Annotated in this window: 20 protein-coding genes and 1 pseudogene; 15 read left to right on the top strand and 6 right to left on the bottom strand. The window is 62.8% G+C overall.

All coding sequences use genetic code 11. The features are described 5' to 3' along the window. Positions 1 to 57 precede the first annotated feature (57 nt). A complete protein-coding gene (locus JFV30_RS32090; protein ID WP_201126053.1) occupies positions 58 to 2,832 on the top strand; it encodes a hybrid sensor histidine kinase/response regulator in 2,775 nt (924 codons plus the stop codon). A gap of 135 nt (positions 2,833 to 2,967) precedes the next feature. Next, positions 2,968 to 3,564 carry a MarC family protein gene (locus JFV30_RS32085; protein ID WP_003217330.1) on the top strand — a complete coding sequence of 199 codons (597 nt, stop codon included), beginning with the start codon at positions 2,968 to 2,970 and terminating at the stop codon, positions 3,562 to 3,564. A 1-nt stretch (position 3,565) separates the two neighbouring features. On the opposite strand, the gene JFV30_RS32080 is transcribed toward JFV30_RS32085, so the two are convergent. The 5 genes from JFV30_RS32080 to cobG all read right to left on the bottom strand — a co-directional run bounded on the left by JFV30_RS32080 (position 3,566) and on the right by cobG (position 8,949). Beyond that, positions 3,566 to 4,357, bottom strand: a complete 792-nt coding sequence (locus JFV30_RS32080) for a hypothetical protein (protein WP_201126052.1) — start codon at positions 4,355 to 4,357, stop codon at positions 3,566 to 3,568. Between the two features lie 300 nt (positions 4,358 to 4,657). Next, positions 4,658 to 6,298 carry a precorrin-3B C(17)-methyltransferase gene (cobJ, locus tag JFV30_RS32075; RefSeq protein ID WP_201126051.1) on the bottom strand — a complete coding sequence of 547 codons (1,641 nt, stop codon included), beginning with the start codon at positions 6,296 to 6,298 and terminating at the stop codon, positions 4,658 to 4,660. Continuing rightward, positions 6,298 to 7,029 (bottom strand): precorrin-2 C(20)-methyltransferase, encoded by a 732-nt coding sequence (locus JFV30_RS32070; RefSeq protein ID WP_201126050.1) that lies wholly within the window; start codon positions 7,027 to 7,029, stop codon positions 6,298 to 6,300. Before JFV30_RS32070 ends, cobJ begins: the two co-directional genes overlap by 1 nt. After that, positions 7,029 to 7,655: a precorrin-8X methylmutase gene (locus tag JFV30_RS32065; RefSeq protein WP_169386478.1), complete on the bottom strand. Its 627-nt coding sequence runs from the start codon at positions 7,653 to 7,655 to the stop codon at positions 7,029 to 7,031. The genes JFV30_RS32070 and JFV30_RS32065 overlap by 1 nt, the downstream gene beginning before the upstream one ends. Next, positions 7,648 to 8,949, bottom strand: coding sequence for a precorrin-3B synthase (cobG, locus tag JFV30_RS32060; protein ID WP_201126049.1), 1,302 nt, complete (start codon positions 8,947 to 8,949; stop codon positions 7,648 to 7,650). Before cobG ends, JFV30_RS32065 begins: the two co-directional genes overlap by 8 nt. 95 nt (positions 8,950 to 9,044) lie before the next feature. Between cobG and cbiE the strand changes: the two genes are divergently transcribed. The 13 genes and pseudogenes from cbiE to JFV30_RS31995 all read left to right on the top strand — a co-directional run bounded on the left by cbiE (position 9,045) and on the right by JFV30_RS31995 (position 21,829). Continuing rightward, on the top strand, positions 9,045 to 10,250 hold the full coding sequence (gene cbiE / locus JFV30_RS32055; RefSeq protein WP_201126048.1) for a precorrin-6y C5,15-methyltransferase (decarboxylating) subunit CbiE: 1,206 nt from the start codon (positions 9,045 to 9,047) through the stop codon (positions 10,248 to 10,250). Then, positions 10,247 to 10,972 carry a cobalt-precorrin-6A reductase gene (locus JFV30_RS32050; RefSeq protein ID WP_201126047.1) on the top strand — a complete coding sequence of 242 codons (726 nt, stop codon included), beginning with the start codon at positions 10,247 to 10,249 and terminating at the stop codon, positions 10,970 to 10,972. Before cbiE ends, JFV30_RS32050 begins: the two co-directional genes overlap by 4 nt. Positions 10,973 to 11,028: 56 nt before the next feature. Next, a complete protein-coding gene (locus JFV30_RS32045) occupies positions 11,029 to 11,361 on the top strand; it encodes a type II toxin-antitoxin system RelE/ParE family toxin (protein WP_201126046.1) in 333 nt (110 codons plus the stop codon). 5 nt (positions 11,362 to 11,366) lie between these two features. Beyond that, entirely contained in the window at positions 11,367 to 11,690 is a 324-nt protein-coding gene (locus JFV30_RS32040) for a helix-turn-helix domain-containing transcriptional regulator (protein ID WP_046485680.1), read from the top strand. Positions 11,691 to 11,792: 102 nt separating this feature from the next. Continuing rightward, a complete protein-coding gene (locus JFV30_RS32035; protein ID WP_010173990.1) occupies positions 11,793 to 12,188 on the top strand; it encodes a DUF2946 domain-containing protein in 396 nt (131 codons plus the stop codon). A 46-nt stretch (positions 12,189 to 12,234) separates the two neighbouring features. Continuing rightward, positions 12,235 to 12,717, top strand: coding sequence for a copper chaperone PCu(A)C (locus JFV30_RS32030; RefSeq protein ID WP_010173988.1), 483 nt, complete (start codon positions 12,235 to 12,237; stop codon positions 12,715 to 12,717). A gap of 64 nt (positions 12,718 to 12,781) precedes the next feature. Continuing rightward, positions 12,782 to 13,153, top strand: a complete 372-nt coding sequence (locus tag JFV30_RS32025) for a DUF2946 domain-containing protein (RefSeq protein ID WP_201126045.1) — start codon at positions 12,782 to 12,784, stop codon at positions 13,151 to 13,153. A 78-nt stretch (positions 13,154 to 13,231) separates the two neighbouring features. Continuing rightward, positions 13,232 to 15,318, top strand: a pseudogene (locus JFV30_RS32020) (TonB-dependent copper receptor). 117 nt (positions 15,319 to 15,435) lie between these two features. Beyond that, positions 15,436 to 16,818, top strand: coding sequence for a PepSY-associated TM helix domain-containing protein (locus JFV30_RS32015; RefSeq protein WP_010173981.1), 1,383 nt, complete (start codon positions 15,436 to 15,438; stop codon positions 16,816 to 16,818). A gap of 152 nt (positions 16,819 to 16,970) precedes the next feature. After that, a complete protein-coding gene (locus JFV30_RS32010; protein WP_201126044.1) occupies positions 16,971 to 19,079 on the top strand; it encodes a TonB-dependent receptor in 2,109 nt (702 codons plus the stop codon). A 10-nt stretch (positions 19,080 to 19,089) separates the two neighbouring features. After that, positions 19,090 to 19,878 (top strand): ABC transporter ATP-binding protein, encoded by a 789-nt coding sequence (locus JFV30_RS32005; protein ID WP_010173977.1) that lies wholly within the window; start codon positions 19,090 to 19,092, stop codon positions 19,876 to 19,878. Next, positions 19,875 to 20,822, top strand: coding sequence for an ABC transporter substrate-binding protein (locus JFV30_RS32000; RefSeq protein ID WP_201126043.1), 948 nt, complete (start codon positions 19,875 to 19,877; stop codon positions 20,820 to 20,822). Before JFV30_RS32005 ends, JFV30_RS32000 begins: the two co-directional genes overlap by 4 nt. Next, complete coding sequence (locus tag JFV30_RS31995; protein WP_010173972.1) at positions 20,819 to 21,829, top strand: FecCD family ABC transporter permease; 1,011 nt, start codon at positions 20,819 to 20,821, stop codon at positions 21,827 to 21,829. Before JFV30_RS32000 ends, JFV30_RS31995 begins: the two co-directional genes overlap by 4 nt. 15 nt (positions 21,830 to 21,844) lie before the next feature. On the opposite strand, the gene JFV30_RS31990 is transcribed toward JFV30_RS31995, so the two are convergent. Next, complete coding sequence (locus JFV30_RS31990; RefSeq protein ID WP_242487125.1) at positions 21,845 to 26,548, bottom strand: DUF4329 domain-containing protein; 4,704 nt, start codon at positions 26,546 to 26,548, stop codon at positions 21,845 to 21,847. Between the last annotated feature and the right edge of the window lie 43 nt (positions 26,549 to 26,591).

The following is a 26,591-nucleotide window of genomic DNA, read 5'->3' as shown; positions in this document are numbered from 1 at the left end:
CTCTTGTGGCCCCGCGCATAGTTATACCCATGCATCAACCTACGAAGGGATTTCGCCGTGCGCTGGCTCAGGATCGCCATAGGTTTCACTGTCAGTCTGCTGACCTTGCTCTGCTTGCTTCCGGCCCAGGCCGCCGCACAAGGCAGTGGCTGGGCGGTATTGCTTGATGAACAGGCCGATCTGCAACTGAGCGATATCCGCTCGCCCCGCTACATCAATCAATTCAGCCCCATCGAACTGGACCGGATTACCGCCGCGCAACCGGACGGTGCGTTGTGGGTGCGCTTCAGGCTGCAACCCGGCAAGCACGAGCAAGTGCTGCGGGTATTCGCCCCCGACCTGTCTCACCTGAACCTGTACGTGCTCGACGGCGATACCCTGGTGGAGCAGCAAGCCACCGGCACCCGCCAGCCCCAGGCCGAGCGCCCGCTGCCCAGCAGCGACTTCATGCTGCCGATGCCCCAAAGCCAGAAGCCGCTGGACGTGTACCTGCGCATGGTCTCGGAACACGAACTGCGCCCCTACATCACCCTGGAGCCCGCCGTACTGGCCGCGGCCAACCAGAACCAGACACTCATCTACGGGCTGCTGTTCGGCTGCCTGGTGATGCTGATCCTGCACAACCTGACCCGCTACGCATACCATCGCTCCCGCAGCAGCCTGTGGCTCGCCGCCTGCGAAGTGCTGTTGATGCTCAGCCTGGCGCTGTTGCTCAACGTGGTGGGGCCGTGGCTGCCGAACTGGCACGCGGTACAAACCCCCGGCGCCTACCTCGCCCTGCTGCTGACGGCACCGTGCGGGCTGATGTTCGCCTACCGTTTTTTTGCCCCCCTGGGCCCGCACCCGCTGAACAAGCTGTTGATGGCCGACATCCTGCTGATCGTCCTGGTCGGGCTGTTGCTGCTGTTCGTCAATACGCTGCCCCTGAACATCATCACCTACGCCCTGGTGGCGCTGGCCGGCCTGAGCATGCTGTTCGTCTCGGCCTATCACTGGCAAAAAGGTTATCGCCCGGCGCGGCTGTTCATGGTGGCGATGGTGATCTTCAACATCGGCACGCTGATCATCCTGCCCGCGTTGCTGGGCCTGACACTGGTGGCGCCCCAAGGCTTGATCGTCACCCTGCTCGGCTTTATCTGCCTCAGCGGCCTGTTGATGAGCCTGGCATTGGGCGAACGCCAGCGCGCAATCACCGAAGACAACTTCAGCCTCAGCCGCGACCTGGCGGCCAGCAATGCCGAAATCGCCGCCAAGGCCGAGTTCCTGGCGAAGATCAGCCACGAAATCCGCACCCCCATGAACGGTGTGCTGGGCATGACCGAACTGCTGCTGGGCACGCCGCTGTCGGTCAAGCAGCGGGACTATGTGCAAACCATTCATAGCGCCGGCAATGAACTGCTCACCCTGATCAACGAGATTCTCGACATCTCCAAGCTGGAGTCCGGGCAGATCGAACTGGACGACGTGCAATTCGACCTCAATGCGTTGATCGAAGACTGCCTGAGTATTTTCCGCGCCAAGGCCGAACAGCAGAACGTCGAGCTGATCAGCTTTATCCAGCCACAAGTGCCACGGGTGATCAGCGGTGACCCGACACGCCTGCGCCAGGCGCTGTTGAGCCTGCTGGAAAACGCCCTGCAAAAAACCGACGAAGGCGAAGTGCTGATCGTCGTGGCACTGGACGAGCGCAGCAGCAAACCGCGCCTGCGCATCGCCGTGCAAGACAGCGGCCTGCCGATGGAACCCGCCGAGCGCGACGCCCTGCTGCACAGCGAGTTGCACAGCAAGAACTTCCTGTCCGCCACCCGCTTGAGCGGCCATCTGGGCCTGGTCATCGCCCGCCAGTTGATCCTGTTGATGAACGGCGAGTTCGGCATCAAGAGTGGCAGCCAACAGGGCAGCACGCTGTGGCTGACCTTGCCGCTGGACCCGGAACGCCTGGAGCATCCGACCTCCGACCTCGACGGCCCGCTCAAGGGTGCACGCGTGCTGGTGGTGGACGACAACGACACCTGCCGCAAAGTGCTGGTGCAACAATGCACGGCCTGGGGCCTGAACGTGAGCGCCGTGCCGTCGGGCAAGGAAGCCTTGGCGCTGCTGCGCACCAAGGCGCACCTGCGGGACTATTTCGACGTGGTGCTGCTGGACCAGAACATGCCTGGCATGACCGGCATGCAACTGGCGGCGAAGATCAAGGAAGACCCGAGCCTGAACCACGACATCTTGCTGATCATGCTCACCGGCATCAGCAATGCGCCGAGCAAGATCATCGCGCGCAACTGCGGGATCAAACGCATCCTCGCCAAGCCCGTGGCCGGTTATACCCTCAAGACCACGCTCGCCGACGAACTGACCCAACGCAGCAAGGGCGCCGTGCAGCCTCGCCAGCCGGCGATCAGCGCCCCCGTTCCCGTGACGGTGCCGAGTGATTTCAAGATCCTGGTGGCGGAAGACAACAGCATCTCCACCAAGGTGATTCGCGGCATGCTCGGCAAGCTCAACCTGCAGCCCGACACCGCGAGCAACGGCGAAGAAGCCCTGCAGGCGATGAAGGCCCAGCGCTACGACCTGGTGTTGATGGACTGTGAAATGCCGATCCTCGATGGCTTCTCCGCCACCCAGCAACTGCGGGCATGGGAAGTCAGCAACCAGCGGATTCGTACGCCGATCGTGGCGCTGACAGCGCACATTCTTTCAGAGCATAAAGAGCGTGCACGCCAGGCCGGGATGGACGGGCACATGGCCAAGCCGGTGGAGTTGTCGCAGTTGCGTGAGCTGGTGGAGTATTGGGTTGCGCAGCGCCAACAGCGACCGGAACACGCACCTACCTGACCCAGGCATGACGCAGATCCAAATGTGGGAGCGGGCAAGCCCGCTCCCACATTGGATTGATGTCGCTTCACAGATAGCGCTCAGCCACAGGCCTGATAAACTCCCGCTCGCCCTCCTTCGCTGTGAGCTCCCACCATGCTCCATGTGCTATTCAGCGTTTACCTGAAGATGCTGGTGCTCTACAGCCCCTTCTTCGTGCTCTCCTGCTTTATCAGCCTGACTCGCGGTTACTCCAGCAAGGAGCGGCGGCGCCTGGCCTGGAAAGTGGCCCTCGCCACCCTGGTCTCGAGCGTGTTGCTCTACCTGTTCGGCCGGGTGATCTTCAGCGTATTCGGCATCACCGTCGACGCCTTCCGCATCGGCGCCGGCAGTGTGCTGTTTATCTCGGCCCTGGGCATGGCCCAAGGCAAGTCGGCGGTGCAGACCGACAACGTACAGCAGGACGTGACCATCGTGCCGCTGACCATCCCCCTGACCGTCGGCCCCGGCACCATCGGTGCGCTGCTGGTGATGGGCGTCAGCCAGCCGCATTGGGACGACAAGATCACTGCCATCCTCAGCATTGCCCTGGCCAGCCTGACGGTAGGCGTGGTGCTGTACCTGTCCAACCGAATCGAACGCATCCTCGGCGACCAGGGCTTGCAAATTGTCAGCCGGTTGATGGGGCTGTTTGTGTGCGCCCTGGCCGCGCAAATCATCTTTACCGGCGTACGCGGTTACCTGGTGCCGTAGATCAAATCCTGTATTTGGCGATAGCCAGCCGGACCTTGTCCCCTGCGCTGTCCCGCAGCAGTTGAAGCGTGGCTTCGTTGACCACCGAGCTGTTCAGCACCAGGCAGGTACGACCACTGAAGGCTTCAACGGAGCCACTGTCCCATTCCAGAAACGGCACGCCCACCTGCTTGCTGACACCGTGGGAACTGTAGGTCACCAACACCATCGAGACTTCCCCCGCCGTTTCCGAGCAGGACGCCAAGCCGAAATCACCACCGTCGTGGGTCGTGGTATTTCGTTTGAACAACTCGAATGAGGCCGGGAGCTGCTTCAAGGCCTCCACTGCATCACCCACCCGCTTGGACAGTGCGCTGATCAACGGCCCCGACAAGAACGTCGAAGCCACCGTGGCCGCCACCAGATTCAGCGCCGCCAACTGCACCGACAACCCTTTGCGGGTCGTGTACACCCGCTCAAAACTGCTCCTGACCGGGATCCAGCCCAGGCTGATCATCACCTTGATAAATTCGTCGTACCAGGCCTCCGTGCCCCGTGCGATGCGCAACACATCGCTGACGTAGCTGCTGGCCAGCAGATAACTCTTGCGGGTGTATTCCTTGTTGAGGTTCGTCATGCCGTCCACAAACGACATGACACTGTTGTTCACCACCGCCGCATTCAACCCATCATCGCCCTCGGGCCTCACCGGCGGGACCCACCCGGACGACAGGCCGGACGCACCCGGAAGCCGGTAAGCGGCAATCAGCTTCCTGCGTTTTGCACTGTTGATCCGTCTGTTATTTCGCTCCATAGCCATTCTCCATAACCCCCAACATGGGGCTTAACGCCAACACTAGTCGAGTTGCCGGGGATTTTGAGTTACTGGAAATGGACGACAAAACGCGCTGCAGCACGCGGGAAAAACCACCCCGGGCGGCGGCGCTGAGTAAACGTTGGGGATGAACCGGCGGCGTGGAAAGGCGTCGTGTTTTTCTTCAGCCGGTAGAGAAAGGTACGACTCGACCCGATGCAAAAAACACTCGGCAAGCAGACCTTTCTTCCATCACCTGAGAGCTTTTTCAAGGCGGCCCCATGGCGGGGCCACCGTTTTTCAGGAGGCCGGTTTCTCGCCGTACCAACGTGGCGTGTACACCCACTCGCCACCACCGGCCCGGGGGAATACACAGGTGGTGGACGAGCCGATCAGCACCATGGTGCGCATGTCCACTTGCTCCGGGGTCAGTTGCCCCAGGGTCGTGACGCGCAGGGTCTGGCCCGGGCGGCCAATATCGCGGCCCAACACCACTGGCGTCTCGGCCGTGCGGTGCTGAGCGACGATCTCCAGGGCGCGCCCCAACTGCCAGGGCCGCGCACGGGAAATCGGGTTGTAGAACGCCAACGCCAGGTCGGCCTGGGACGCCAGGTCCAGGCGCTTCTCGATGATCGCCCAGGGCTTGAGGTTGTCCGACAGCGACATCACGCAGAAGTCATGCCCCAACGGCGCACCCGCCTGGGCCGCCGTGGCGAGGGATGCCGACACGCCCGGCAGGATCTCCAGGTCGACCTGATGCCAGGCCGGGTCGCCGGATTCGTGCAGGGCTTCGATCACCGCTGCGGCCATGGCGAATACGCCCGGGTCACCCGAAGACACCACCACCACCGAACGCCCTTGCGCCGCCAGCTCAAAGGCGTGACGAGCGCGCTGCATTTCTTCGCGGTTATCGGTGCAATGCTGGATCTGGTCCGGGCGGAATGGCCCGGCCATGCGCACGTAGGTTTCGTAACCCAGCACATCGGTGCAGCGGGCCAGCTCGGCCTTCACGGCGGGCACCATCAGTTCGGCAGCGCCGGGGCCCAGGCCGATGACCGCCAAGCGACCACGGGGGCGACCGATCTGGGACAGGTCCAGAGGTGCCTCGGACAACGTGATCGCAATGTCCGCTGGCGTCTCCAAACCGGCGAAGCGCAATGGCACGCCCAACTCCAATGCCGCTTCATGCAACGACGAATCGGCCATCTCGGTTTCAGCTGCCAGCAAACACGCCAGGGACTGCACGGCGAGCCCTGCGTCCTGCAACGCCGCACGAATGCGGCCGGCCAATTGCGGCCCCGGCTGGCAGCTGACCAACACGTTCTTCGGGTAAATCAGCAGTTCATTAGCCGCAGGCGTGCGCTCGGCGCTGCCCACATGAATCGCCAGACGCGCTTGCTGATCCTGCGGCAAGTTGGCTTGGTCCAGCCACGGTGCCGCGCCTTCGATGCGCACCGATTCGCCCGCCAGCAAATCCGACACAAAGCGCTTGCCCAGTTCCAAGTCCCCCAACTGATAACCGCTGGGCGGATTAAGCAGGCAGGTGCCAAAACGCAGCTCGCCACTGGTGGTGATCGCAGCGGCAACGCCCAAGGCGGCGGCAATTTCCCGCGCCAGTACGTTCACGCCACCGAGGCCGCCGAGCAGCGGCACCACGGCGCTGCCGTCTTCGGCGACCGCCAGCACGGCAGGCTCCACGCCTTTCTCCAACAGCAGCGGCGCCAGCGTGCGGATCACTATCCCGGCGGCGCACAACGCAATGATCGGCGTGCCCTGTTGATACAACTGGCGCACGGCAGCGCCGAATTCGGTGTAGGGCTGGTCTGCGCCCTCGACCCGTCCGGCCAGGCCGTGGATCAACGCGTCGGGATACACCTGCTGGATAGCCCGGGCCGTGGCGAGGCTGCCCTGCCCCAGGATGACAATCGCGGGAGCCGTCATCAGCCTTGCCACCTTTCGCCGGGAACAATGATCAGCGAGAAGTACGGCGAGGACGTTGGATCGACCTGGTCCAGGGCGACGATTTTCTGATTGGCCATGGTCGCGCGCTCGACGTACAACGCCCGGCTCGCCAACCCCAAATCTTCCAATACCTGGCGCACCTTGGTGAAGTTGCGCCCCAGCTTCATGATCACCGCCGCATCGGCATCCGCCAGGCGACGCTTGAGTTCGTCATGGGGCAATACGCCGGAAAGCACCGACAGGCTCTGGTTGCGGTACACCAACGGCGCGCCCAGCACAGAGGCGCCACCGAGCATCGAGCACACGCCCGGGATCACCTGGGCTTCGTAACGCTCGGCCAGGCGGTCGTGCAAATACATGTAGGAACCGTAGAAGAACGGGTCGCCTTCGCAGATCACTGCCACGTCGCGCCCGGCATCCAGGTGCGCCGCCACGTCGACACTGGCGGTGTCGTAGAAATCGCTGATCACTTGCTCGTAGGACAACGGCGCCGGCAACACTTCCGTGGTCACCGGGTACACCAGCGGCATCAGGGTTTGCTGGGGCACCAGATGGTCTTCGATGATGCCGAAGGCGTTGCCCTTCTTGCCTTTGGCCACGAAGTACGCCACCACCGGCGATTCGCGCAGCAGGCGCAGGGCTTTCAGGGTAATCAGTTCCGGATCACCGGGGCCTACGCCCAGGCCAATCAAACGTCCGCGTGCCGGCATTATTCGACCTCCGTGGCCAAGGCGTTCACCGCGGCGGCGGCCATCGCACTGCCGCCCAGGCGGCCCTGCATGATCACGAATGGTACGCCACGGCTGTCTGCAGCCAGCATGGCCTTGGATTCGGCGGCGCCGACAAAACCCACCGGGAACCCGAGGATCAGCGCGGGTTTTGGCGCGCCGGCGTCGAGCATTTCCAGCAGGTAGAACAAGGCAGTCGGCGCATTGCCGATCACCACCACGCTGCCTTCCAGGTGCGGGCGCCACAGCTCCAGGGCGGCGGCGGAACGGGTGTTGCCCAGCTCGCGGGCCAACTCCGGCACGCTGTCATCGCGCAGGGTGCAGATCACTGGGTTGTTGGCCGGCAGGCGCGTACGGGTCACGCCTTCGGAGACCATCCGCGCATCACACAGGATCGGCGCGCCAGCGGCCAGGGCTTCGCGCCCGGCCTTGCCGGCACCTTCGGAAAATTGCAGGCCGTCGATGGCGTCGACCATGCCGCAGGCATGAATCACCCGCACGGCGAGTTTTTCCAGGTCGGCAGGAATGCGATCCAGCTTGGCTTCTGCGCGAATGATCGCGAAGGAGTTGCGATAGATCTCCTGACCGTCGCGGATGTAATCAATCATCGGTGTTGCTCCGTGGGTGGGCGCGCAACACGGCGCCCGCCGCTTCAATAGAAAGAGTGCGCGCGTGCAGGCGGCCGAAACCGGGCAGGCCTGCGTCGCGAAAATAGAGGTCGTAGTGGCCGGGGCTCACGGCCAGCAAGGTGACCGGCGCGGTGTGTGCGGCGGCGCAGGAACGGGGGCAGCCGGACACATGCACGCTGTGGCCTGGGGCAAGCGTCGCCAGTTGCAGGGCGTCGGCCTTGGTGTCGGACAGGCCTTTGGCGCAACCGCTGGAACCGGTGCAGGCAATCAGGCGCGCCAGGGGTTGGTCCACTGAACACAGAAAGCCAAGCTGTTCTAGGCGTTCGGTCACAGCCGCCGCATCCCGGATATTGGGCAGTAGCAGGCCTTGCCAGGGCGTGACGCGCAGGGTGGCGTCGCCATGGTCGACGGCCAGTTGCGCGGCGCCCCTGAGCATCGCCGAATCCAGGCGGCCCAAAGGGGCGACGGCGGCGACGTAGCGCCGATTTTTTTGGCGCTGTGGATAACTTCCCAGGTGCAGCGGCGCGGGGTTTTCGCGGCGTGAGAAGCCGTCGACAGGCTGCAACGCCAGGTTCATTTGCCCCAGAAAGTTATCCACAGACGTTTCGGCCAACAGGTGCCGCATGCGGGTGTGGTCGGGCCGGGCCAGCTCAAGGAACAATTCCAGCACCGCCACCACCAGTGCATGTCCCTGCGCCAAAGGCACCGCCGCCAGGGGCGCGTCCTGTGCAGGGCAGCCTGCCAGGCCGAACGCCAATAGCGTCTGGCCATTGGCGTTGAAGGCCGACAACCAGAGGTCGTGGTGGTGTTCGAGCATCGCCAGGGCCTCACCGCCGTCCAGCTGCACGGCAAACTTGGCCGACAACCCATGGAAACGCGGGTGGGTTTCCAGGGTGGCAAGGATCTCGTCTGCCAACGGCCGGGTATCGAACAGCATGTCGCGGTCGATGCCGGCGCTGGGGCTGAGCATCAGGTTGCGCACATCGTCCCCGGCGGCGCTCCTGGGGCCCAGGTCGGCGGCCAGCAGGGCGGCGATCAATGCGTCCGGTTCGGCGCCGATCCCGCGAACCTGCAGGTTGGCGCGGTTGGTCGCCTCGATCACCCCGCCGGCATAGGCCTGGGCCGCGTCGGCCACGGCAAACGCCTGCTCGGCGCGGATCGAACCGCCCGCCAGTTTGATCCGGCAAATCCCGCCATCCAACGCCTGGACAATACGCAGCAACCCCGGACAAGCCGAGGGGCGCAAGGTATTGGACAGTGGTGGTGGTTTCACAGGGCTACCGGTTCACGGGTAAAGGCGCGGTATTATGCCTGCTTTGTCCGGCGGCATGAAAAGCCTGCCCGTCGGATGTCGTTCAAGGAATTCATATGTCGCCCTGGCTGACGGTAGTAGGCATCGGTGAAGACGGCTTCAAGGGCCTGGGCAGAAACGCCCGGCATGCCCTGTTGCGCGCCTCGATAATTGTAGGCGGCCAACGTCAGTTGGACCTGTTGCCGGTGTGTATCCGTGGCGAGCGCGAGTTGTGGCCCAGCCCGTTTTCCCTGGAGCCGGTGCTGGCGCGCCGAGGTGAGGCGGTGTGCGTGCTGGCCAGCGGCGACCCCATGTTCTATGGCGTGGGCGCGAGCCTGGCTCGGCAGATTCCGGCCAACGAGCTACTGATTTTGCCGGCGCCCTCTTCTGTGTCCCTGGCGGCAGCGCGGTTGGGCTGGCCGTTGCAGGACGTAGTGACGCTGTCGGTGGTTGCCCGGCCATTGGCGGCGCTGAATGCTCACCTCGCTACCGGCGTGCGTTTGCTGGTGCTGAGCAATGACGGCCAGAGCCCGGCGGCTATCGCGGCGCAATTGGCCGAGCGCGGGTTTGGCGAAAGTCGCCTGAGCGTGTTTGAACACCTCGGCGGGCCGGATGAGCGGCGCATCGATAGCATCGCCCGGGATTGGCCTGACGAGCCGATTGCCGCGTTGAATCTGGTGGCCATCGACTGCGTGGCCGACGCCAATACACCGCGCCTGTCACGCCTGGCAGGGCTGCCGGACTCGGCCTTCAAGCACGACGGCCAACTGACCAAGCGCGACGTGCGCGCCATGACCCTCGCCCGCCTCGCGCCAATGCCCGGCGAACTGCTGTGGGACGTGGGCGCAGGCAGCGGCTCCATCGGGATCGAATGGATGCGTGCTCATCCCGGTTGCCGCGCGCTGGCCATCGAGGCCGACGAAGGCCGGCAAGTGCTGATCGAACACAACCGTGATGCCCTTGGCGTCCCCGGCCTGCAACTGATTCGCGGCACCGCGCCCCATGCACTCGCGGGCCTGGAAGCGCCGAACGCGATCTTCATCGGCGGCGGCGTGACCCGCGACGGCGTGCTCGACACCTGCTGGCACCACCTGCGCCCCGGCGGCCGGCTGGTGGCCAACGCCGTGACCCTGCAAAGCGAAATGACCCTGATGGCCTGGCGCGAACAACACGGCGGCGAGCTGACCCGCATTCATGTGGCCCAGGCCCAGCCGCTGGGGGATTTCGATACCTGGCGCCAGGCACTGCCGATCACCTTGCTGGAAGTGATCAAGCCGCTATGAAACGCATCCTGCTGTTGGGCGGCGTGACGGAAGCCCTGGCCATCGCCCGCACGTTGGGCCCAGAGCATATCTATAGCCTGGCGGGTGTGGGGCGGGTGCCTACCGATCTCACCTGTCAGGTGCGGGTTGGCGGGTACGGCGGTGCTGAAGGCCTGGCGCAGTTCATTCGCGATGAAGGCATCGAACTGGTGCTGGACGCGACCCATCCGTATGCCGCGCAGATCAGCGCCAATGCTGCCCGCGCCGCTGGTTTGTGCGGCGTAGCCTGCTGGGCCCTGCGCCGCCCGGCATGGCAGCCACAGGCCGGTGATGACTGGCGCGAGGTGAGTGACTGGGCCGAGCTGATCGAAGCCCTCAAGCCCTTCAAGCGACCGCTGTTCACGCTGGGCCGGGAGCCGCTGCAACACCTGCACGAAATCCCCGCTGAACAGTTCTGGACGCTGCGCGCACTGGACGTGTACCCCGGCAATCAACGCTGCGAAGTGATTGGCGCCCGTGGGCCGTTTTTGATCGAGGATGAGCGGGCGTTGTTTGAGCGGCGGCAGATTGATGTGCTGATCAGCAAGAACAGCGGCAGCACGGCTACCGAGCCGAAGCTGGAAGTGGCACGGGAGCGGGGGGTGCCGGTGTTGGTTTTGAGGCGGCCGGTGTTGGCGGCGGTGGACCGGGAACTCTTGTCGCTCAAGGAAACACTCATGGCGTTGGCAAATTTCATTCGATAAGTCAGGATCGCTCGCTTGCTTGATTAGTAACCTATTTGTTACCTTCAGGACGGCCAATGATTGAGATTGAAGAATATCGACGCGATAACCAAATCAGCCCGTTCGATGAGTGGTTTTCATCCTTGAATGTAGCGGCAGCAACCAAAGTTTCAACTGCGCTGGTGCGGCTTGAACGGGGTAACACCAGCAACATCAAATGGTTCGAGGGATTCGGCGAATACCGTATTAACTGGGGGCCAGGCCTTCGAATCTATCTGATACAAGAAGGCCACCGATTAATCATACTGTTCGGCGGTGGCGATAAATCGAGTCAAAAACGCGATATCAAAGTAGTGAAATCGCTGATCAATGAGCATCAGCGTGGCAAGAAATCGGAACAAAAGAGGTAGTCAGCATGGCGCTAACCCGCAGTTACAAACACACCATTGCCGAACGTGCTCAACGCGACCCTGAATTTGCCCAAGCACTCCTGGATGAGGCTGCTACGCTGTTTCTCAATGGCGAACCGGAAATCTCACGCGTAATTCTCCGTGACTTGGTCAATGCGACAGTGGGCTTTGAAGGGCTCGCGAAAGAGACAGCAAAACCTAGTAAAAGCCTGCATCGAATGCTGTCAGCCAGTGGTAACCCCAGTATGGATAACCTGGCTGCAATATTCGCAGTGATTCGGAAAGCGCTAGGTGTCGATATGCAGGTCCACGGCGTCCCTACGGCATAACGTGATCGCACTGCGACACCAAACCACACCGCCCCTTTTTACTTATCCCCCCCGATCAGGCTAAATACCCACCTGATCGTTTAACCCTACGGATTGTCCGCCATGGCCCGTCAACGCTTTGCAATTGCCTGGATAGCCTGCCTTGCAGTGCTGTTCAATGCGTTTGCCATGCCGCTGGCGAGTGCGATGCAGCAGGCGGACGACCCGGTCAAGCAATTGCTGTGGGGCAGTTTCTGCTCCTCCAATGCCACCAAGCTGACGGCCATTGCCCTGGGCAAGCTGGAAATTCCGGCACCGCAGCAGGACGATCACTCCACCATGCAGCATTGCTGGTGCTGCTCGGGCTCGGCGCCGTTGGTGGCGCTGCCGGGGCATTCGCCCACGCTGTATTTCGCACGATTCGACGCGGTGCAAGACCTGCCGCCGCCGTCATTGCAATCCCCTGCCCCGCGCCAGCAATGGCCGAGCCTTAACCCCCGTGCCTCTCCAACGGTCTGATTTCTTCGCAAGTGAACTGCGTTTAGAACCGTTCTGGAGAACTGCCATGCTTAAATCTTCCCTGCTTCTGGCTGCGTTGTTGCTGCCGGTGTGTGCTGCTGCCAATGCCGAAGACTTCAAGGTCGGCGAACTGGTGGTCAGCGAACCCTGGTCCCAGGAGCTGCCGCCCAACGCGCCGACCGTCGCGGCGTATTTCGTGATTCATAACCAGGGCGAGCATGCGGATCGCCTGCTCAGCGTCGACACGCCCGTGGCCGCCAAGGCCGAGCTGCATGAGCATGTGATGCAGGGCGATCTGATGAAGATGCAGCAGGTGGCCAGCGTCGCGGTGCCGGCCAAAGGTGACCTGACGTTCGCGCCCATGGCCTACCACGTGATGCTGCTGGACCTGAAGGACCGCAGCGTATTGCGCGACGGCCAGCATTTCCCGCTGACCCTGAACTTCGAGAAAGCAGGACCCGTGAAGGTGGAAGTGTCAGTGCAGAAGCAACCGCCCATGGCCAGTCACGAGCACATGCACGCCCAGTAGATAAACCTTCGTGGGCGCCCCACGCGCCAGGTTGTCCCCACACCGCCGTAAGCCAATGAGCCTTATGCGCGGCAGCTGGATCAGCCTGTTCGCCATGCTGATGATCTTTATCGGTCCGCTGATTTCCCAAGCGATGCCGATGGATCATCACGCCGGTATGTCGATGGCAATGTCCATGGACGCCCCGAGCTGCCATGGCGACGCCAAGCCTGCCACCGACCACCACAAGGCCCCCGACGAGCACCCTGTGCTTTGGGAAAAGTGCGGCTATTGCAGCCTGCTTTTCAGTTGCCCGGCGTTGCCTGGCAGCGTGTCGTTTGTCACCCTCGGCAGCCCGCCGCCCGCCAATGCCCTCACCCCCGCCCCACGCTTGGGCCATGCCCGGCAAACCGTGTTCCCCGGCGCCCGCAGCCGCGCCCCGCCCATCATCGCGTAAGCCCTTCACACCGTTACTTCACCCCGGCCGACTTTAGACAGACAGCCGCAGGCTGCTGGCCGTGTTGTTTACGAATGAATGATGGAATTTTTCATGTCCAGGTTTTCTGCTGACACCCGTTTGGGATGCACTCCCGTGTTCGCCGTTCTATGCGGCGCGCTGCTGGTTCCACAGGCCCATGCCGAGGAGCACGCCGACCACAATGAACTGAGCCCGACGGTGATCACTGCGATCGCCCCCAGCTCCCCCTGACCGTCGTCACCAACCCCAAGGACCCGCGCCAACCAGTGCCCGCCAGCGACGGCGGCGACTACCTCAAGACCATCCCCGGCTTCGCCCTGGTGCGCAACGGCGGCACCAATGGCGACCCGGTGCTGCGGGGCATGTTCGGCTCGCGCCTGAATATCCTTACCAACGGCAGCATGATGCTCGGCGCCTGCCCGGGGCGGATGGACGCGCCCACCTCCTACATCTCGCCGGAAACCTACGACAAGCTGACGGTGATCAAGGGCCCGCAAACCGTGCTCTGGGGCCCGGGCGCTTCGGCGGGCACGATCCTGTTCGAGCGCGAGCCCGAGCAGTTCGGTGAGCTGGGTACGCGGGTCAACGCGAGCATCCTGGCGGGCTCCAACGGGCGCTTCGATAAAGTCGTCGATGCGGCCGCAGGCGGGCCGTTGGGGTATGTGCGGGTAATCGGCAACCAGGCCCACGCCGATGACTACAAGGACGGCAACAACGACACCGTCGCCTCGCGCTACGACAAGTGGAACGGCGACGTGGCCGTGGGCTGGACCCCGGACGCCGACACCCTGCTGGAACTCACCGCTGGCCGTGGCGATGGCGAAGCCCGCTACGCCGGGCGTGGCATGGACGGTTCGCAGTTCTTGCGCGAAAGCCTCGGCCTGCGCTTCGAGAAATCCAACATCGGCGAGGTGCTGGACAAGGTCGAGGCGCAGATCTACTACAACTACGCCGACCACGTGATGGACAACTACACCCTGCGCGTCCCGTCGGGCACCGGGATGATGGCCGGGCCCATGGCGGCCAACGTCGACCGCCGCACCCTCGGCGCCCGCATCAAGGCCACCTGGCGCTGGGCCGATGTGCAGTTGATCAGCGGCCTGGATGCGCAAACCAACGAGCACCGCGAACGCAGCGCCATGGGCATCGACACCTACAAGGACCTGCCCCGCAGCAAGGACGCCAACTTCCACAACTACGGCGTGTTCGGCGAACTAACCTGGTACGCCGCCGACCGCGACCGCCTGATCACCGGCGCCCGCGTCGACCGCGCCTCGGCCAAGGATTTCCGGCAAACCATTGGCTCCGGGATGATGAGCAGCCCCAACCCCACTGCCGGCAACACCCGCGCCGATACGCTGCCATCGGGCTTTGTGCGCTATGAGCACGACCTGGCCGACAGCCCCACTACCCTGTACGCAGGGCTTGGGCACTCGGAGCGTTTCCCGGATTACTGGGAACTGTTTTCCCCCGACACCGGGGCAGCCGGAGCGGTGAATGCCTTCGACGGCGTGAAGCCCGAGAAAACCACCCAGCTGGATTTCGGCCTGCAATACAAGTCCGCCGACCTCGACGCCTGGGCCTCGGGCTACGTCGGCCAGGTGCGGGACTTCATCCTGTTCGACTACCAGCCGGGAATGATGGGCACCACCTCCCAGGCGCGCAATGTGGATGGGCGAATCATGGGCGGTGAGTTGGGTGCAGCGTACAAGCTGACCTCACACTGGAAAGCCGACGCCACCTTCGCCTACGCCTGGGGCAAGAACACCAGCGACGGCAAACCGCTGCCGCAAATCCCGCCACTGGATGCACGCTTCGGGCTCACCTACAGCCAGGACGACTGGAGCGCCGGGGCCTTGTGGCGGGTGGTCGCGGCGCAAAACCGCATCGACCAGAACAAGGGCAACGTGGTCGGCAAGGACTTCGACAAGAGCTCGGGGTTTGGCGTGTTCTCGCTGAACGCGGCGTATCGCATCAACAAAAACTTCAAGGTCAGCACGGGCGTCGACAACCTGTTCGGCAAGGCGTACGCCGAGCACTTGAACCTGGCCGGCAATGCCGGGTTCGGCTACCCGGCCAATGACCCGCAAGCCATCAAGGAACCGGGGCGCACGCTCTGGACCAAGGTGGACATGAGCTTCTAAAAGCATCGCAGGCAAGCCGGCTCCCACCGTTGAAATGCATTCCCCTGTGGGAGCGGGCTTGCCCGCGATGGCGGCCTCGATAACACAAAATTCCAAGCCTTTGCGGAGCACACCCTGATGAACCCACCAAAGATTTCCTTCTACAACCTGGCCTGGCGCTGGCATTTCTACGCCGGGCTGTTTGTCGCGCCGTTCATGGTGCTGCTGGCCCTGACCGGCATCATCTACCTGTTCAAACCCCAGCTCGACCCGCTGATGTACGGCCACCTGCTGACCGTGCAAAGCGCCGAGCACGCATTGAGTGCGGACGAGCAACTGCAACGCGCCCAGGCCGCCTACCCACAAGGCAAGATCAGCAAATACCTGCCGCCTGCCGACGCCACCAGCAGCGCGCAATTCGTGATGCGCAACGACGGGCATGAGGTGACCGTATTCGTCGACCCGTATCGCGGCACCGTACTCGGTGAGCAAGACGCGAAGAACAATCTGCAAGCCATAGCCCGCGCGCTGCATGGCGAATTGATGATCGGCACCGTCGGCGATCGCCTGGTGGAACTCGCCGCCGGCTGGGGCGTGATGCTGGTGATTTCGGGGCTGTATCTGTGGTGGCCGCGAGGCACGTCGGCGGCGGGCATTCTGTGGCCCCGGCTGGGCAGTCGCGGCCGTTTGTTCTGGCGCGATTTGCACGCGGTCGCGGGCTTCTGGGGCGCGGCCTTTCTGCTGGTGATGCTGCTCAGCGGCATGACCTGGACCGGCTTCTGGGGCAAGCAATACGCCGAGCTGTGGAATAAATTTCCGGCGGCGATGTGGAACAACGTTCCGCAGTCCGACCAACAGGCCCGCAGCCTCAACACGGCGAGCCAACAGACCGTGCCCTGGGCCATGGAAAACACGCCGATGCCGATGTCCGGCGACCACGCCGAGCACATGAACCACGCCGGCATGAGCCACGGCCCCGCCGCCCCGGGCATCCGCCTGCAACAGGTGGTAGACCTCGCTCAGTCGCGCAAGGTCGAGCCCGGCTACAGCATCACCTTCCCCACCACCGCCGAAGGCGTATTCACTGTCGCGGTGTTCGCCAACGACCCGCGCAACGACGCCACCCTGCATGTGGATCAATACACCGGCAAGGTCCTCGCCGATGTGCGCTGGGAGCAGTACAACGGTGTGGCCCGCGCCACCGAAATGGGCGTGATGCTGCATGAAGGCAAGATGTTCGGGCCGGTCAACCAGATCATCGTGCTGCTGATTTGCCTGATGATCCTGCTCAGCGCCGTCAGCGGTGTGGTGATCTGGTGGAAGCGTCGTCCACAGGGCGGGCTGGGCGTTCCGCCGTTGCGTCACGACCTGCCGAAATGGAAAACCGCGATGGTGATCATGCTCGGGCTGGCGATTGTCTTTCCGCTGGTGGGCGCCTCGTTGATCGTGGTCTGGGCGTTGGACCGGCTGGTGCTTTCACGCGTGTTTGGCCAACGTGAATCTGCCTCAGGTTCAGCATGAAGCAGGCGAGATGCCCTGCTTAGAGGCGTTATGTAGTCTTGCGCGGGCTTTCGCCCACGCCATGCGAAGTGTTATGTTGTAACACTTAGTGTATTTCCCGACTCGCCGCGCCCTGCGGCGAGTACCGCCTCGAAGAAGCGATTTATCGTCCGATGAACAAGTACCTTGCGTCCGGCCTGTGCCTGCTCGCCCTGCAAAACAGCGCCCAGGCCCTGACTCTTCCCGCCAGTGCCGTCTCCGCGCCGGCGGTCGATGACGAGCGCGTCGACCTGAACACCCCGACCACCGCAGGTTCGCGCCTGAACCTTACAGCCCTGCAAACCCCTGGCAGCGTTGAAAGCCAGACCGGCGAGCAAATCCGCGCACGGGGCGATGCCACGGTGCAGGACGCTATTTCCCGCGCCACCGGCATCAGCCGCACCGGCACCCCGGGCGACGGCGGCACCTCATTGGCGGCGCGCGGTTTTACCGGCCAGAGTTCAGTGCTGCAACTGTACGACGGCGCCCGCATGTTCGATGGCGCGGGCACGTCCACCTTCCCGGTCGACACCTGGTCCGTGGAGCGTGTGGACGTGCTGCGCGGCCCGGCCTCGGTGATGTACGGCCAGGGCGCCACTGGTGCGGTGATCAACACGATCCCGAAGAAGCCCTTCGAAGGCGAGATCGAAAACCATATCCGCCTGGGCTACGGTTCTTATGATCGCCAGCAACAAGCCCTCGACAGCGGCGGCTCGCTGACCGACACCCTGAGCTACCGCCTGAACATCAACCGCCTGCGCAGCAACGGTTTCATCGACCGTGGCGAGTCCGGCAGCGACTTCGTCAGCGGCGCCCTGCGCTGGCAGGCAGCCGACAACCTGAGCTTCACCCTGGCCACTGACTACGGCGACCAGACCCCGCAAAACGACTACGGCACGCCATTGATCAACGGCCAGTTGCACAAGGGCCTGCGGGACAAGAACTACAACGTCAGCAACGATATCCAGCACTACAACGACCAGTGGACGCGCCTGACCAGCGAGTGGCAGATCAACGATAACGTCACGGCCACCAACGAACTGTCGTACCTGAAAAACCAGCGCCGCTGGCAGAACGCCGAGAGCTACAACGCTGTCGACGGCGGGCTGGTGCGCCAGAGCTACCTGGGCATCAAGCACAATCAGGAACAGGTCGGCGACCGCCAGACCTTTACCTTCAAACACACCCTGTTCGGCCTCGACAGCCAGACGGTGACGGGCGTCGAGTACAACCGCATTCGCTTCCGCCTGGCCAGCAACTCGCCGTTCGATGACGTCACGAATGCCGGCCAGCCGGTGGACATCCTGCACCCGGTGCCGCTGCCGTTTGAAAGTGCCGACCCGTTCATTCCGCAGTCCGTGAGCACCACCAGGCAGTTGGCGGCCTTCGCCGAAAACCGCCTGCAACTGACCGACAAGCTGTCGCTGATCACCGGTGTGCGCCGCGATTACCTGCACATTGATCGTGAAGACCTGACACAGGACCACAACGACTCCAACAAAACCCTCACCGGCAACAACTGGAAAGCCGGCCTGGTCTACGCCATCACCCCGGACACCTCGGTGTACGGCCAGTACGCCACCAGCACCGACGGCGTCGGCAGCCTGATCACCCTGAGCCCGAGCCAGCAGAATTTCGGCCTGTCCACCGCCAAACAGACCGAGATCGGCCTCAAGCAAGCGTTCTGGGACTCGCGCGGCGAATGGACCCTGGCGGCCTACCACATCGTCAAAAAGAAACTGTTGGTCAGCATTCCCGGCACCGACTTGAAAGAACAAGTGGGCCAGCAATCCTCCAACGGCCTGGAAGCCAGCCTCGACCTGCAACTGCCAAACGCCTGGCAGTTGCAAGCCAACGCCGCCATCGTGCGGGCGCAGTACGACGACTTCTCCGAAGTGGTCAACGGCCAGGCCGTGTCCCGCGACGGCAACCGCCCCACCGACGTGCCGCGCCGCACCGCCAACCTGTGGCTGAGCAAAGCGGTGACCGACGACATCCGCGCGGGTGCCGGCGTGCGTTATGTCGACGCGCGTTTCGCCAACACCGCCAACACCAGCGAAGTGCCGAGCTACACCGTGGTGGACGCCACCGTGTCATGGAAAGCCATGCGCAACACGACATTGGGCCTGCAATTGAATAACCTGTTCGACCGCACCTACGCCGTCAGCCAATACAATGACGGCCAGCAATGGATTCTTGGCGAGCCCAGGTCGTTCTTTGTGACGGCGGACTACACCTTCTAATGAGAACGGCATGACCTCACTCAATCTCACCGACCTCGCCTGGACCCCACCAGGCCACGAGCACTGTCATCACCAGTTCCAACTGCGTGACGCCAGCCTGCACGTGAGCGCCGGTGAATTTGTCGGGCTGATCGGCCCCAACGGCAGCGGCAAGACCAGCCTGCTGCGTTGCGCCTATCGGTTCAGCAAACCGGCCGAGGGTGAGGTGCTGCTGGAACACCAGAACGTGTGGAAGCAATCCTCGAAGTGGTGCGCGCAACGTATCGCCGTGGTGCTCCAGGAGTTTCCCGACGCGTTCGGCCTGCGGGTGGATGAAGTGGTCGCCATGGGCCGCACACCTCACAAGGGCCTGTTCGACAGCGACACGGTTGAAGACCGCAACCTGATCCGCCAGGCCTTGGATAACGTCGGCCTGCTGGGCTTTGAAGACCACGCCTTCGCCACCCTCTCGGGCGGTGAAAAGCAGCGGGTGATCCTCGCCCGCGCCCTGGCCCAGCAACCGCAACTGCTGATCCTCGACGAACCGACCAACCACCTCGACCCGCGCTACCAGTTGCAATTGCTGCAACTGGTCAAGCGCCTGAACATCGGCACCCTCGCCAGCATCCACGACCTGAACCTGGCCGCCGCGTTCTGTGATCGCCTGTACGTGATAAACCACGGGCGCATCGTCGCCAGCGGTACGCCTCACGCAGTGCTGACCGCCGAACTGCTGCGCGAGGTGTTCGGCGTTGAAGCATTGATCGACACCCATCCCTTGTCCGGCTACCCCCGAATTACCTGGATAACCCAACCATGATCCTGCGCTCCCTGCTGTCTCTCGTTTTGCTGCTCGGCACTTCCCAGGCGTTCGCCGAAGCGACCCGTTACCCGCTGAAAATCCAGAGCTGCAACCGCGAAGTGAGCTTCGCCGAAGCGCCGAAACACGCGGTCAGCCACGACATCAACATGACCCAGATGATGCTCGCCCTGGGCCTCAAGTCGCACATGGCCGGCTACAGCGGCGTCACCGGCTGGAAGTCGGTAACCCCGGAAATGGCGCAGATCCTCGACGGCCTGCCGGAACTGGCGAGCAAATACCCGTCGGTGGAAACCCTGCTGAATGCCAACGTCGACTTCTTCTTCGCCGGCTGGGACTACGGCATGCGCGTCGGTGGCGACCTCACCCCGCAAACCCTGCAACCGCTGGGCATCAACGTCTATGAGCTGACCGAGTCCTGCGCCTTTGTGATGAAGCGCCCGGCCGCCACCCTGGAAGACACCTATAACGACCTGCGCAACCTGGGCAAGATCTTCGACGTGCAGGATCGCGCCAACGCGCTGATCGCGCAGATGCAGGCGCAGGTCGCCGACGTGCAGAAAACCCTGCCGGCCGAAAAGCCTCGGGTATTCCTCTACGACAGCGGTGAAGACCGCGCCATGACCTCCGGCCGCCTGGGCATGCCCCAGGCGCTGATCGACGCCGCCGGTGGGCGCAATATCCTCGACGACGTGGACGCCAGCTGGACCCGCGTCAACTGGGAAACCGTGGTGGAGCGCAACCCGCAGGTCATCGTGATCGTCGACTACAGCGAAATCACCGCGGACCAAAAAGAGCAGTTCCTGCTCAACAACCCGGCACTGCAATCGGTGGACGCCATCAAGAACCAACGCTTTATCGTGATTCCCTACGTGCAGGCCACGCCGGGCATCGACAACGTGCTGGCGGTTGAAACCCTGGCCAAGGGGTTCCACGGCGAATGATCACCCGTCGCTACGCCCTGCTGCTGAGTGCCCTTGGCGCGTTGTTGCTGATCTCGTGCGTGGTCTCGCTGGGGTTCGGCTCGGCGCGGGTGCCGGTGGACGTGGTGTGGCGAATTTTGCTGCACAAAGCCTTCGGCCTTGGCGAGGTGGACTGGAGCGCAGGGCAGGAACACATCGTGTGGCTGATCCGCGTGCCGCGCATGTTGCTCGGGGCCTTGGTGGGCGCAGGGCTGGCGTTGATTGGTGCGGTGTTGCAGGCCGTCACACGCAACCCGCTGGCGGACCCGCACCTGCTCGGCGTGACCTCCGGCGCCACCCTGGGCGCGGTGATTGTGGTGCTGCATGTGGGCGAAGTGATCGGTTTGCTCACCCTGCCTATCGCGGCGTTTATCGGTGCCTTGTTGAGCATGATCGTGGTGCTGGCGGTGGCCAGTCGCAACGGTCGGCTGGAGAGCGACCGGTTGCTGCTGTGCGGCGTGGCGGTGTCGTTCGTGATGATGGCGGTGGCCAACTTGCTGCTGTTCATGGGTGACCATCGTGCGGCGTCGGCGGTGATGTTCTGGATGCTCGGCGGCCTCGGCCTGGCGCGCTGGGAGTTGCTGGCAATTCCCTTCGCCACGGTGTTGCTGGGGCTGGTGTTGCTGCTGGGCATGGCGCGTCCGTTGAACGCGCTGATGGCCGGTGAACAGACTGCCGTTACCCTGGGCCTGAACGCGCGCAACGTGCGGCTCAAGGTGTTTTTGATCGCCTCGCTGATGACCGGTGTGCTGGTGTCCATCAGCGGCTCCATCGGCTTTGTCGGGCTGATGGTGCCGCACATTGCCCGGCGTCTTGTGGGCGCCGAGCATCGCCGATTACTGCCGGTGTGCGTACTGCTGGGCAGCGTGTTCCTGGTGTGGGTCGATGTGGCCGCCCGCACGATGATCGCCCCCGAAGACCTGCCCATCGGTGTGGCCACGGCGGCCATCGGCGGGCTGTTTTTTATCGGCTTGATGCGCAAGCGTTAAACACCGGCGCAGCCTTCAAAGCTCATCTCGATCCCGCCCAAACTCCATGTCATCGTCGCCCGAGCCTTGCAGCTCGTCGGCTTGCCACTCCTCACCCACCGCGCCACGGTGGGTCCAGAACGCGTCGGTGTCGAGCACGGAGAGGTTGCCGAACACCCTCAGGCGCCCGACCAACTCGCTGGGAGACGGCTGCAAGCTGGGGCTAAGCAGCGCAATCTCCTGGGTCGAAAAGCTCGGGACGTATTTGAGCAACGCGCCTCCCCGGCATGTCAGATAGCAACTTTCGCCCCCCGGCGAATTACGCTGCAGCACCGCTACATAGCGTCGCAAATCCTGAACGGCGACGAAATTGTCCAGCAGGCTCTGGTCGATTGCCGCTTTGCTTGATGTCGACGGAATGACTTTGTAGAACGCCTGCACTGCGGCGATCACGTACGGATGAAGCGAATGCGAGGGGGGCAGGTACAGCCCTCCGTGATCGGACCAGAACAACATGTCCAGGGTCGTGCGGTTCTCGTCGACTACATTCACGTCTTGCACCGGGTCGAGCGCGACATAGCCTGGTGTCAGGGGAGGCACCAGAACGGCGCCCAGATAGTCTTTCCCCGAGAAAGGTCCCACGCGATCCCGGGCAGACCGGGCGGCATCATCGGCATGGGTAAACAGCGGGCCGCAAAATGAATGGAGATGCGGATTGTCGCTGATGCTGTGTGGTTTCCTCTCGGAACGCCATTGCGCGGTGACCGGTTCCTGGCGACCCCAAATCCGGCTCGTCAACCGGATATACAGGTCGCCCTTGGTGGCCAGGTCGAGAACGTAGTCCTGCACGCGCATGGAACCTTCGAGCAGCCGCGTACTGACGCTGTGCGCCTCATTGACCAAACCATATACCGCATCCGTTGCCGTCAGCTGATAGCTGAGCAATGCACCGTCGGCGCAGAGCAGATACAGCGGGGGCACACGCCCGTTGGCCGAGCTCTTGACGAAGTTCAGTGCATTGGCGATCTCCTGCGGCCCGAAGAAGCTGTAGACCATGTCATCACCAGGTTCGCTGATCGCCTCGTTGTGGGCGCACAAGTACAAACCCTCGATCCGGTACCCCTGGGGCAACTGGCCGCCGACAAACACTTGTGCAAGCCGGGCGTAACTGTCCCTCACCAGTGGCAAAGTGGCCATGTACAACGGCTGCTTGATAGCCTTGAGTACGTAACCAAACGCCAGTTGGGCAGTCGGTTTGTACAGCAGTTGAACATGACGCACCGCATCGAAGGCACGGGTAAATATCGGGCTGCAGGGCGGGTCGGCCTGGGTTGCACGGATCAACAGGGGGGGCGTGGGGAAGATATTGGCTATGAATTCATCCCTGACCGGACGTGCAGGCCCCCACAACACACTGCCCTCAATCACGCGCAAACTGCCCGCCTTCGCGACCTGAGTCACAAAGTCCAACGGCCGCAGTGTGCCTTCACGAATCTGCTGTTCGATTTGGTTGTCTGCGCAGTCCCCCCGGACCAGGTTGCGCGCCGCCAGCTTGTTTTTGAGGGCCTCTTCAAGGACGGAATTCGACAGCTGGTAACTGAGGATAGAACCGTGAAAACCCAAGACATATTCACGCTTGATGTGCGCCTCGCGGTGCAACAGGGTCGACAACACCGCCGTGGGGATCATGCCGGTGTAGATGGCTTTTTCGGTGGCTGACAACAGGATCGGCACCTCCTGCTCCACCAGCGATGAGTATCGCGCGACGATCGTACTGCCCGTCGGATAAAGGCCCTTGGCAACGATTTGCCCAGGGTAAATCCAGTCGATGGTGAAGCCCCGTGGAGGCACCGCCAACGGCTCGGTCGCCGCAAACAGACCATTGCGCAACCTGAGGACCACCCCGCCATAGATACGACGACGGCCATCACCGACCAGCGCCGCGACATGGCGCACGGCGTCATCGGGGCTGGCAAACTCCGGGCTCAAACGCCGTCGCGTAATGTTCTCGTAGCCCGACCAGGTACCACTCACCGCACCCAATTTGTCCCAACATGGGCTGGTGCGCACCACATGAAGTTGCCCGCGTTGCGCCCAGGTTCTGACAAAGTCCAGTGCCTGTGTCTGACCGGACGCCAGCAATGCCTCGCTCTCTTCAAATTCGGCGTCCACCGGCCCACCAATGCCGATGGTAATAGGTGACGGTACGTACCGCAGCAGCGCGCCCTCAAGGTTGGAAAAGTACACCGGCAGGTTGCTGCCGTTGTTGTATTTGCGCCCCCTGCGCACCGAGTCGTAGAGCGCGACGTACAGCACATTCGGCCTCACGAAATAAGCCGTCAGCCAGTCGATTGCCGTGTTCAAGCCCGTTGGCTTCCATTGTTGCGAGCGAAACAGGCTGTGCAGCACAAAGCCATTGGGAAACCGGTAGTCACCGCCGCCGGTCGCGGCAAACAGACTATTGAGTTTGAACAGGGTGTTAACCCCATCAATACACACCACCTCAGTGGCAATGAACTGCTGCTTGTCCTGGTGTTTGAGCACAAACGCAAAACAGTCCTGTAACGCCAGGTTGCGCCCATGCACCCGCGCATGCAGATTTCGCGCAGCCAGATCGGCCGTGGTAAATACCGCCCCGTAAGTGGTGTAGTCGGGCGGGCCGAATCGGCGGGCGTAGTTGAAATGTGGCACCCAATTGCGCTGAACTTTCGCACGTGGCCCCCATAAAGGGTTGCCGTCGATCACTCTCAAATCGCCGCTTTCAGCCAGCCGGGCAACCCACTGGGCAGGCTTGAGCGCGTCGATGGCGAACGGCTCAATTCTGGAGGTGCTGCCGGGTGTATAGGACAACAACACGTCTTGCCCACCCGACAGATATGCCGTTTGCTGCGATGCGATGACCGAGCGTGCTTCCTCGGGGGAAAACACCTGCAGATTGATCAACGCCTCTTCTCGCGACCAGCGACGCTGCTCGACCCAGGCAGGGTCTACCATCGACAGCGCTGGATGGGAGCCGTAACGCCCGTGCAACTCATAGTTCGGCGGAGGAATCAGCGGGCCCTGGGCATCCACCGGGAAAAACAGTGTGCCGTCAAACGGATTGGTCGGGCTTTCCACTGGCCGGGTGGCGATAAAACGCCCGTCTTCACCCTTGAGAATATAACCGCCGTAGTAACGGTCCCGACGATTGCCGATCTGTTCATGGGCGTACACCGCCGCATCGGTGGCAGAGAGAAATGAGCCGTTCCAACTCATCGCGTGCAACGAGGTCAGCAACGCGGAGCTTGTATCCACCGGCCCCACATCGCGCCACAGCGCGCCTGGCTGCACCACTGACAACTCGGTGGCGGCAATTACTCGGCGCACATAGTCCCTCGGGCTCAGGGTACCGTCCGCCAGCGCCGCTTGGGCGCCATTGTCGTCGAGTACGCCGTCAGGACTCTGGTTGACCAGGTCACCCGCCGCACTGGCGTGTGGCACCTTGATCTTGAGCAGTGCGCCATCCGCGACCTGCGCGTAAAGCCCCAGCCCAAGGCCCGGCTCCTGATTGATCCGGGTCGCACGCGCCTGGTTGATGGCGGACATCATCTGCGCCGGGGTCACAAAGGTGGAATACAACCAGCCTTCCCTGGCGCTGACTTCGGTTTCCGAAGGGGAGGCACGAACGTAGATGGCCTCAATGGCATGGTTGGCGGGTAACGCCCACTCGTTGTCGGCCTTCTTCGGAAAAACCCCAGTGGGTGAGAACAACGGCTGGCTCCGTGCGCAGGGAAAGGTCGCGACGTAGCGCTCCTCACCTGCCTGCTTGAGGACAAAACCAAATGAGTTCACCGCCGATTCAACCTGTGCGGCCTTCACCGCGTCTTCAGCACGGGTGAATATCGAGGTGCAGAGCGGTGGCGTCAGCGCCTTGGAGATGAAGGGTTCGAACACCACCCAGTCCGCCGGCACCTTGCCTGCGTCGCCGCCCCACAAGGCGGTCGGCACGATCAGGCTGAGTTCGCCCAGCGTGGAGATTTTTTTCACCAGTTGATCGAATGAGCCGTATACCCCGACGGGATCATCCGGTCTTTTTCCGCCCCGGATCCACAGGGCGAAGCGGTGCTCTTGATACGAACCGCTGGGCGCGTAGCGAATCAGCGAGCCATCGGGGCCGGAGAGATACGCGGCCGGGAAGAACTCCCTATCATCAACGTCATGAGTAAAATCCGAGCCCGAGAAAAACCCCAGGAAAGCTTTCACCATCCGTGCATCAAATGAAGGATTCCGCGCCTGGATGAGGGCATGTTGCGCCGGGTGCGAATGGTAGCTGGCCACACAGGTGTAGCCCTTGGGCTGCTGGTAGTAACCTTCGGCGCTGAGCGCCAGGACCTTGAGCAAATTGAACTGCATGTCGTCGCCGGGCAGCGGTTCGGTGGCAAAGTACTTGCCCGTCGCATCCCGAAGGATCACACCGCCGTACTCGCGCTCCCGGCGCGTGCCGATTTGCAGGTGAGCCCAGTAAGCCGCGTCCTTTTCCTTTAAAAATGCCGGGCTCACTGGAGGCAGGCGTGTGGCGCTCCGGTTTGAAGCGGCCGCACGTTGTTGCCGCGATAGTCTGATAGCCATGAAAAACTCCTTGTCAGGCGGATGTGTCTTTTCAGTTGGCTGGCATTCTCGCCACACCCGCCTGTGCCCAAGCGGTAGGTAATTAGCGTGCAGCACCGTTAAGGTGCGCCGTCGTGCACGACCGCTGCCCAAGGCTTCGACTTGGTGCGCCGCCCCACAAAGTGGCGCCCAAAAC

The sequence above is a fragment of the Pseudomonas sp. TH32 genome, from assembly GCF_016650855.1.
Classification (GTDB): Bacteria; Pseudomonadota; Gammaproteobacteria; order Pseudomonadales; family Pseudomonadaceae; genus Aquipseudomonas.
The sequence above is the reverse complement of the archived record's forward strand: the minus strand, read 5'-3'. Positions and strand labels throughout refer to the sequence as shown.